The 7,101-nt window shown below is 69.0% G+C and carries 7 protein-coding genes; 3 read left to right on the forward strand and 4 right to left on the reverse strand.

What is annotated here, in order from left to right; genetic code table 11:
* Window positions 1-249: 249 nt before the first annotated feature.
* Together CNO22_RS24565 and CNO22_RS24570 are read right to left on the reverse strand one after the other, a co-directional pair.
* Complete coding sequence (locus CNO22_RS24565; protein WP_157937107.1) at window positions 250-2,109, reverse strand: glycoside hydrolase family 15 protein; 1,860 nt, start codon at window positions 2,107-2,109, stop codon at window positions 250-252.
* 7 nt (window positions 2,110-2,116) lie between these two features.
* Entirely contained in the window at window positions 2,117-3,190 is a 1,074-nt protein-coding gene (locus CNO22_RS24570) for a glucose 1-dehydrogenase (RefSeq protein WP_100501877.1), read from the reverse strand.
* Window positions 3,191-3,399: 209 nt separating this feature from the next.
* Here CNO22_RS24570 and CNO22_RS24575 point away from each other — a divergent pair, with 209 nt between their 5' ends.
* The 3 genes from CNO22_RS24575 (at window position 3,400) to CNO22_RS24585 (ending at window position 4,965) form a co-directional block, all read left to right on the forward strand.
* Complete coding sequence (locus tag CNO22_RS24575) at window positions 3,400-3,963, forward strand: DUF3231 family protein (RefSeq protein WP_100501878.1); 564 nt, start codon at window positions 3,400-3,402, stop codon at window positions 3,961-3,963.
* A 340-nt stretch (window positions 3,964-4,303) separates the two neighbouring features.
* On the forward strand, window positions 4,304-4,693 hold the full coding sequence (locus tag CNO22_RS24580) for an ArsR/SmtB family transcription factor (RefSeq protein WP_100501879.1): 390 nt from the start codon (window positions 4,304-4,306) through the stop codon (window positions 4,691-4,693).
* Complete coding sequence (locus tag CNO22_RS24585) at window positions 4,693-4,965, forward strand: hypothetical protein (protein ID WP_100501880.1); 273 nt, start codon at window positions 4,693-4,695, stop codon at window positions 4,963-4,965. The genes CNO22_RS24580 and CNO22_RS24585 overlap by 1 nt, the downstream gene beginning before the upstream one ends.
* A 135-nt stretch (window positions 4,966-5,100) precedes the next feature.
* Here CNO22_RS24585 and CNO22_RS24590 read toward each other — a convergent pair whose 3' ends face one another.
* Both CNO22_RS24590 and merA read right to left on the reverse strand, forming a co-directional pair.
* Window positions 5,101-5,373, reverse strand: coding sequence for a hypothetical protein (locus CNO22_RS24590; protein WP_157937108.1), 273 nt, complete (start codon window positions 5,371-5,373; stop codon window positions 5,101-5,103).
* A gap of 20 nt (window positions 5,374-5,393) precedes the next feature.
* The gene (merA, locus tag CNO22_RS24595) at window positions 5,394-6,764 is read right to left on the reverse strand and encodes a mercury(II) reductase (protein ID WP_100501882.1); all 1,371 of its coding nucleotides are present in this window, start codon (window positions 6,762-6,764) and stop codon (window positions 5,394-5,396) included.
* Between the last annotated feature and the right edge of the window lie 337 nt (window positions 6,765-7,101).

Here is a 7,101-nt window from a genome sequence, read left to right on the forward strand (position 1 = left end):
TCTGTCAACCGCGGCCAAGCACGGTCGCCGACCCTTCGACGTCCTGACCGAACTCACCAGCGGAAACGTCTGGATCCCAGCAACGACCTGAACAGTCACAACCCATCACTCCTCCTCTGATGAATCGACTCTGATGAATCGACTGCGGTCCGCGAAGCTGGGCCGGTCCGAGCCGCCCGCAGGACTTTCTGGCTGTCCGGCTGTTTCGGCTCGTCCTCCCTTCCGCCCCGGTAGGTCAGGCTGTTTCGTTCACCGCGGTTCCTGTTCCTGACCTCGATCAGTCCCGCTGCTGCCGGCCGTCGGCGTGCCGCGCAGCGACTGGTTGGCCAGTCGCAGGGCGGCGTTGATCAGGCCGATGTGGGTGAACGCCTGAGGCGTGTTGCCCAGGTGTGCGCCGGTTGTCGGGTCGAACTCCTCGGCGTAGAGCCCGACCTTGCCCTGCAGTGCGATGAGCGCGTCCCCGGCGGCCAGTGCGTCGCTTCGGCGACCGGCGAGCGCTAGCGCCTCGACCAGCCAGAAACTTGTGATGCCGAAGGCGCCTTCTCGCCCAGGCAGCCCGTCGCCGGACGCAGGGGGATAACGCAGCAGGAGGGCCTCGTTGGCGGCGTGGTTGACGCTCAAATCACGGCGGATCGCGTCAAGAGTCGCCACGGCGAGGGGATCGGTGCCGTCGACGAAGCCGGTGATGGACAGCATGAGCAGGCTGGCATCGAGGGCGTCGTCGTCATAGGCGCGGCGGAACCGGCCGTCGACGACGCCGCGGTCGAGGATCTCCTCGCGCAACGCGTCGGCCTCGCTACGCCAGCGGCCGAGGTCACCGTCGAGACCGTAGGTCTCGACCAGGCAGCATCCGCGGTCCAGCGCGATCCAGGCCATGGCCTTGGAGTGCACGAAGTGGCGCGGGTCGTCACGCACCTCCCAGATTCCACTGTCCGGTTCACGCCAGTGGTCAGCGACGAAGTCGACGAGGCGCCGGAAGTGCGCCCACTCCTGCCGCATCACGTCCTCGCCGAGGATCTCGCAGATCAGCAGGCAGTCCAGCAGCTCTCCGTAGCTGTCGAGCTGGAGCTGGTTCTCAGCGTCGTTGCCGGCGCGGACGGGGCGTGACCCCCGGTAGCCGGTCAGGTCCCACAGTTCCTGCTCGGGGAAGTCGGTGCCCCCGTCGATGCCGTAGAGAACGCGCAGCGGCAGCCCATAGACACCGGTGGTTCGGCACAGCCACCTCGCGTAGGCCCGCGCCTCCTGTGTGCAGCCGAGGCTGTAGAGGGCGTTGAGAGCGAACCCGGCATCGCGCAACCAGGTGTAGCGGTAGTCCCAGTTCCGAATGCCTCCGATCTCCTCAGGGAGTGAGGTGGTCCCCGCGGCGACGACGGCTCCGGTCGGCTCGAAGATCAGCATCTTGAGGGTGATCGCGCTGCGGATCACAGCCTCCCGCCACGGGCCGTCGTAGCGCAGTCCCGCCGCCCAGTCCTGCCAGGCCTGAACGGTGGCTTGCAGGTCCTCGGCCACCTCACCCGCGCTGGTGGCGTAGGAGGGGCTTTGCGCGGCAGAGCCGATCCGCAACCGAAACCCCCACTGCTCCCCCGCGGACAAGGTGCCGCCGCCGACCGCGGCACCGTCGGACTCCTGGAGGGTCACGGGGCCAACCAACTGCAGGGCGAGGCCCTGACTCGTCCAAGTCGCCATCTCGCGGTCCAGCGCCAGGTGACAGTCCTGGTCACCCCAGCCGGGTTGCAGGTCGGCCCGGATCTCGACGTCGATCTGGCCCTCGAGGCCCTCGATGAGCCACAGAAGCTCCTGCACGCCCTCACGTGGCGGCCAGAGCATCGCAACGCTCGTCCGCCCACGCCCGAGGCGCCCTTGCCACTCGTAACGCAGCACCGCGGTGCTGGGCAGATAGGTGACCGCGGTGCACACGCAGCTCACCGGCGCGATGTGCAGGTGCCCGCCCCGGCCTCGGTCCAACAGCGGCCATACCGCCGGCGCGGCGTCGAGCCGCTCCGGGCAGAACCACTCCACTCGGCAGTCTGGCCCCAGCAGCGCCAGCGACCGGCCATCACCGATTGCTGCCAGCGCCTCCAGCCTCGGGAACACGTCCGGCTCGCTCACCGCTGCGCTATGACGCGGCGACATCGACAACGACCTTCACATCCTGCGGACCCCGACTCAGCGCCTCGGAGTAGCGCTCCAACGGGACCCGCCGAGTGATCATCCGATCCAGCCAACCCGGCCAGCGCTCCTGCACGGCGGCGAGATCCCGAACGGCGGCCTCGAAGTTGGCCCGGTCGGCGTTGACGGTGCCGACCAGGACCTTGTTGTGCAGCACCGCCTCGAGGTTCAGGTGATCCACCGGCAGCTCACTGCGCCGACCACCGCCCGAGACACCGGTGAGCACGGCGACCCCGTTGGGCCCGATCGTGTCCAGCAGCCCGAAGCCCAACGGGCTGAACCCGGTCGCCTCGATCGCGATGTCGATCGGCCCCACCTCACCGGCCAGATCGTGACCCAGCGGCAGGCTATCGGCTTGGACGTAGCGGGCGCCCAGCTCGCCGACGAGGTCCAGCTTGGGACCGGACTCCGCCTTGTCGTAGACCACGACCTCCAGGTCGCGGAGCGCGAGCAGCGCGGCGGCCAGCAGACCGATCGGGCCCGCGCCGGTCACGAGCGCCCGCTGAGGCCGCCAGGTCAGCCGCCGCTGGATCGTCTCGACCTGCTCGAGTGCCTTCTCCCCGATCGTCGTTGGTTCGACCACCATGCCGACGGAAGCCAGCTCATCCGGGACGGCGACGACGTACTCCGGGCGCTCGGTGTAGTACTCGGCCAGAAAGCCGTGGCGCCCCTTGATGCCGCGTTCGGTGTAGCGGCCGTTGAGGCAGTAGTCCCACTCGTCGTGGGCGCAGTTGAGGCACGGCACCGGATCGGGTCTGCGCACGATCGCCGCCACCAGCTGTCCGGCAGACAGCCCCCCGGCCGGTTCGCGGACCCGGCCCAGAGACTCGTGGCCGATGACCAAGTGCTCCTCCCCTGCCGGCGCCTCGCCGTACTCACCGGCGACCAACTCGTCGTCGGTTCCGTCCACCCCCACCGAGAGGACCTCGACCAGCAGCTCTCCCTCGGCGGGAACTGGATCCGGCAGCTCCACGAGCCGGTCACTGTCGCGTTCCCCGGGTGCGATGACGACGGCCTTCATCGGATCTCCTCGGTCTGGCCCGGAGGTCATGTCGGGCTTGCCTCACTACCTGAGGCCGCATACCCGCCTGGGATCGCGATATGCGGATGTGTAGAGGCCGATCTGCCCCTACCCCGGCACCGACCTGTCTTTCCGAGCGTATCCGCATATCCGGTTCCGTCAGGGGTAGACGGGGGTATCCCCGGAGGCGCAGCGGCACAGGAGGCATCGTGAGCGGAGTCCAGATCGGGCAGCCGGAAGGCCGTACCGACTACACCGACAAGCCGGCATCCATCTATCAGGAGCAGGTGACGCAGGACGGCGCCTTGTCGATCGCCGAGTACGCGCAGGTCGTGAACGGCTACCTGCGGGAATGGGTGTGCATGGGTCAGTGCAACATCTACATCGCGACAGCACAGGACCAGGACCTGAAGGACCTCATCAGCCTGTACTTGAAGGACGTGTGCGACCCCAACGTCGAGGAGATGCGCGTCCTGCTGGAACGGGGCGGCTATCCGGTGCCCATCGAGCTCGACCAGGCTCCTACGTCGACCGACCCGGTCCAGATCGACGCCATCGACGACACGACGATCGCGCTGGGCCAGTGGTTCGCCACCCGGGCGTTCATGGAGCTCTGGCACACCGGGGCGATGGCCAGCGACCATGCGGACGTGCGGGACGCCTTCATCCGCAACTACCACCGGGCCAACCGCTGGCACGTGGCCTACCACGCGATCGCCACGGAGAAGGGCTTCCTCAAGCCGCTACCGACCATGGACCCGGCGCTGGCCTGACGACCGACCTGCAGGTAGCCCTGACGCGACGACGGCCCGCCCAGCTGCCCGATCGCCCTCGGCCTCGCTCCGCCTTCCACCTCCGGTCACTGTCGCGTGGATCCGAGCCCCATCAGCATCCGGAAGCGCGCGCGTCGCCGTCTACGCGGACGTCGGCCGCGGACCTGGGTGCACCCGCCGTCTATGCAACCGCCACCGGCCCCGAGAACCAGTTGCCGCCGTGCGGACCCCGGTGAAGTTCTGGGGCCAGGATGATTGGCCGTGTCCTTTCCGGATCCGTGCCGGACTCATCCGGAACGCCGGATGGTAGGGTCGAGGTCACCCTTAGGCGAGAGGTGACATGAGTACGACGCGACGCACTGCAACACTCCTGCCGTCCCAACCCGCTGGTGTAGCCGTAATCGCGAAGTTCTTCCGTGCCCTTGGTGATTCCACGCGACTGCGCCTACTGGAGTTCGTCCTGCATGACGAGAAGACCGTGACCGAGTGCGTCGAGCATGTTGGACTGGCACAGTCCCGGGTGTCCACGCATCTGGGTTGCCTGGCTGACTGCGGGTTCGTGCAGGTCCGCCGCGAGGGGCGCTACTCCTACTACCGAGTGGTCGACCCACGGGTGGCCGAGCTCGTCATGCTCGCCCGGTCGTTGTCGGCGGACAACGCTGCCGCACTCACCGACTGCATCCGCATCGACAGTCCCGGCGTCCCTTCGTCCGCCGAGGAGCGGGACTGATGGATCAGGGACGCGGCGGCAAGCTTCTGGCCGGGTTCCTCGCGCTGCACGTGGTCTGCTGCGGGCTCGTGCTGCTTCTCGGGGCAGGCGTACTCAGTTCGGCGGGGACACTGCTGGGTAGTCCTCTGCTGATCGCGGGTGGCCTCGGCGCGCTGGCCGTCGGATCGCTGAGGATGGTGCGCCGCCGCCGTCGGGCGGCCTGCTGCACACCGGCGGACGCGGCGAGGTCCGCCGATCCAGCTGTGCTCAGCACTCCCGCCCGAGACGTCTGATCCGCCGCCGGGTACGTCCGGCGGCCATACCGCCCATCTGCGGGCGGCGCAGAGCCGCTGTCGCCTAGCCGAAAGGTGCCCCGCGCCCAGCTGAGCACGCGGGCGGTCGCGCCACCCGTCCACGAGCGGGACGTCCTAACGAAGGGAGTCTTCGTCGGCCACCCGGGCCGGAAATCCACGGTCGGCCAGCGCCTCGAGCGCGTGCGCGAGGTCCTGCTCGTCGCTGACCAGGACCGATACCGTGCCCGCGTCCGGGTCCAGCTCCAATGTCAGCAGTCCCGGCCAGGAGTCGAGTTCGTCAAGAACCAGGTCCTCGGGGCTGAGGGCACAGCACCCCCCACCGACCGGGGGGCCGTCGAGCCCGGCGACGCGCAGCAACGTGGCACGTTGCTGCGCGTCGTCGCCCATGCCGTGGGGGTGCTGCTGACTCATGCGCAGCAGCTGGTCGGCATCGTCGAGCGGAACAGCCCGGCGGCGATGCGCAGCGATTCGGCCATGGTCAGGTAGGGGGCCCAGGTGTCGGCGATGTCGTCGACGGTGAGCCCGAACTTGATGGCGTAGGTCGCGGCGAGCATGACGTCGCCGGCGCCGTCAAGCGCGGCGTGGACGCCGAGGACCTTGCGGGTGTCGGCGTCGATGACGATCTTCAGGGCGGCGTGGGGGTCCCGGTTGGCCAGCGCCCGCGGGATGTCCTGGGCCCCGAGCACCCGGCAGTCGCAGCGGTGGCCCCGGGCCAGCGCATCACGTTCGGTGAGGCCGGCGCCGGCGATCTGCGGGGTGGTGAAGGTGACCCCGGGCAGGCCCCGGTAGTCCACGGTCGAGGGCTGCCCGAGAGCACCGGCTGCGGCGACGTGGCCGGTCTGGGCGGCGACGTAGACGTACTGCGGTGCGCCGGAGACGTCGCCGGCGGCGAAGATCCGCGGGTTGGTGGTGCGCTGGTTGTCGTCGACGAGGATGAAGCCGCGCTCGTCAGCCTTCACTCCTGCGGCGTCCAGGCCCAGGTCCCCGGTGTCGGCGAACCGCCCGGTCGCCACCAGCAGCCGTTGGCCTGTCACCTCCGCGCCGCTGGAGGTCCGCACGAGCACCCCGTCGTCGGTCTTGGACACCGCGACGCCGCGCTCCTCGATCACGGCGATGCCCTCCTCGGCGAAGGCCGAGCGCAGCACCCCGGCGATCTCAGGCTCGGTGTGCGGAGCGAAGCGGCCGACGAGGGTCACCCGGACGCCGACGTGCGCGAACAGCTGGGCCTGCTCCAGGCCGACGTATCCCCCACCGAGCACCACCATCGACTCGGGCAGGCTCTGCTGTTCCATCGCGGTCGTCGACGTCAGGTAGTCGACCTCGTCGATCCCGGGCACGTCGGGGATCGCCGGGGCGACCCCGGTCGCAACCACGTACGCCGGTGCGGTGACCGGGTCCCCGTCGACATGCAGCGTCTGCTCGTCGACGAAGCGCGCGTGACCGTAGCGGATCGGGAAGCCGTGCGCCTCGGCGACGGCCGCGTACTTGTGCTCCACCAGGCGGTCGATCAGTTCCTGCTTCTGCGCCATCAACGCAGGCATGTCGACGCCGTCGGCGCTGGTCGACACCATCGGAAACGGATTGCTCAGGGCCCGGTGCCGCTGGCCCGCCGCCGCGAGGAGGTTCTTGCTCGGCACGCAGCCGATGTTGACGCACGTCCCCCCGAGCACCCTGTGCTCGATCAGCAGCACCGACTTCCCGCGCGAGCGCGCTTCGATGCCGGCCGCCATCGCCGCACCGCCGGTACCGATGACCACCAGGTCGTAAGAATCGCTCATGACTCACCTCTCGTGCGTTCGTTTCCCGGCATCGCCGCGACAGTCTCGACCTCTGCTGCCAGCACGCCCACCCATACTATCCGCCTAAGCGGATACAATGACCGCCATCCTTCCCTACCGCCAGGCGGGGCCCGTCACCGGCGGCCTACGTTGACGGATGACGGGCGCAGCCGCTCTGTATCGATCAGCACAGCGAGGCGGTCCCGAACGGCTCCGCACCTCGGCGTCCAGTACGCAGCTAGGGCGTGTCTCGCAGATCTTGACGTGTGGGTCCGGTAGGCCTGGGTCGTGTTCGATCGTCATGACCTGACCGACGCGGAGTGGGCGCGACTGGAGC

The sequence above is a fragment of the Geodermatophilus chilensis genome (assembly GCF_002802985.1).
GTDB classification, from domain to species: Bacteria; Actinomycetota; Actinomycetes; order Mycobacteriales; family Geodermatophilaceae; genus Geodermatophilus; species Geodermatophilus chilensis.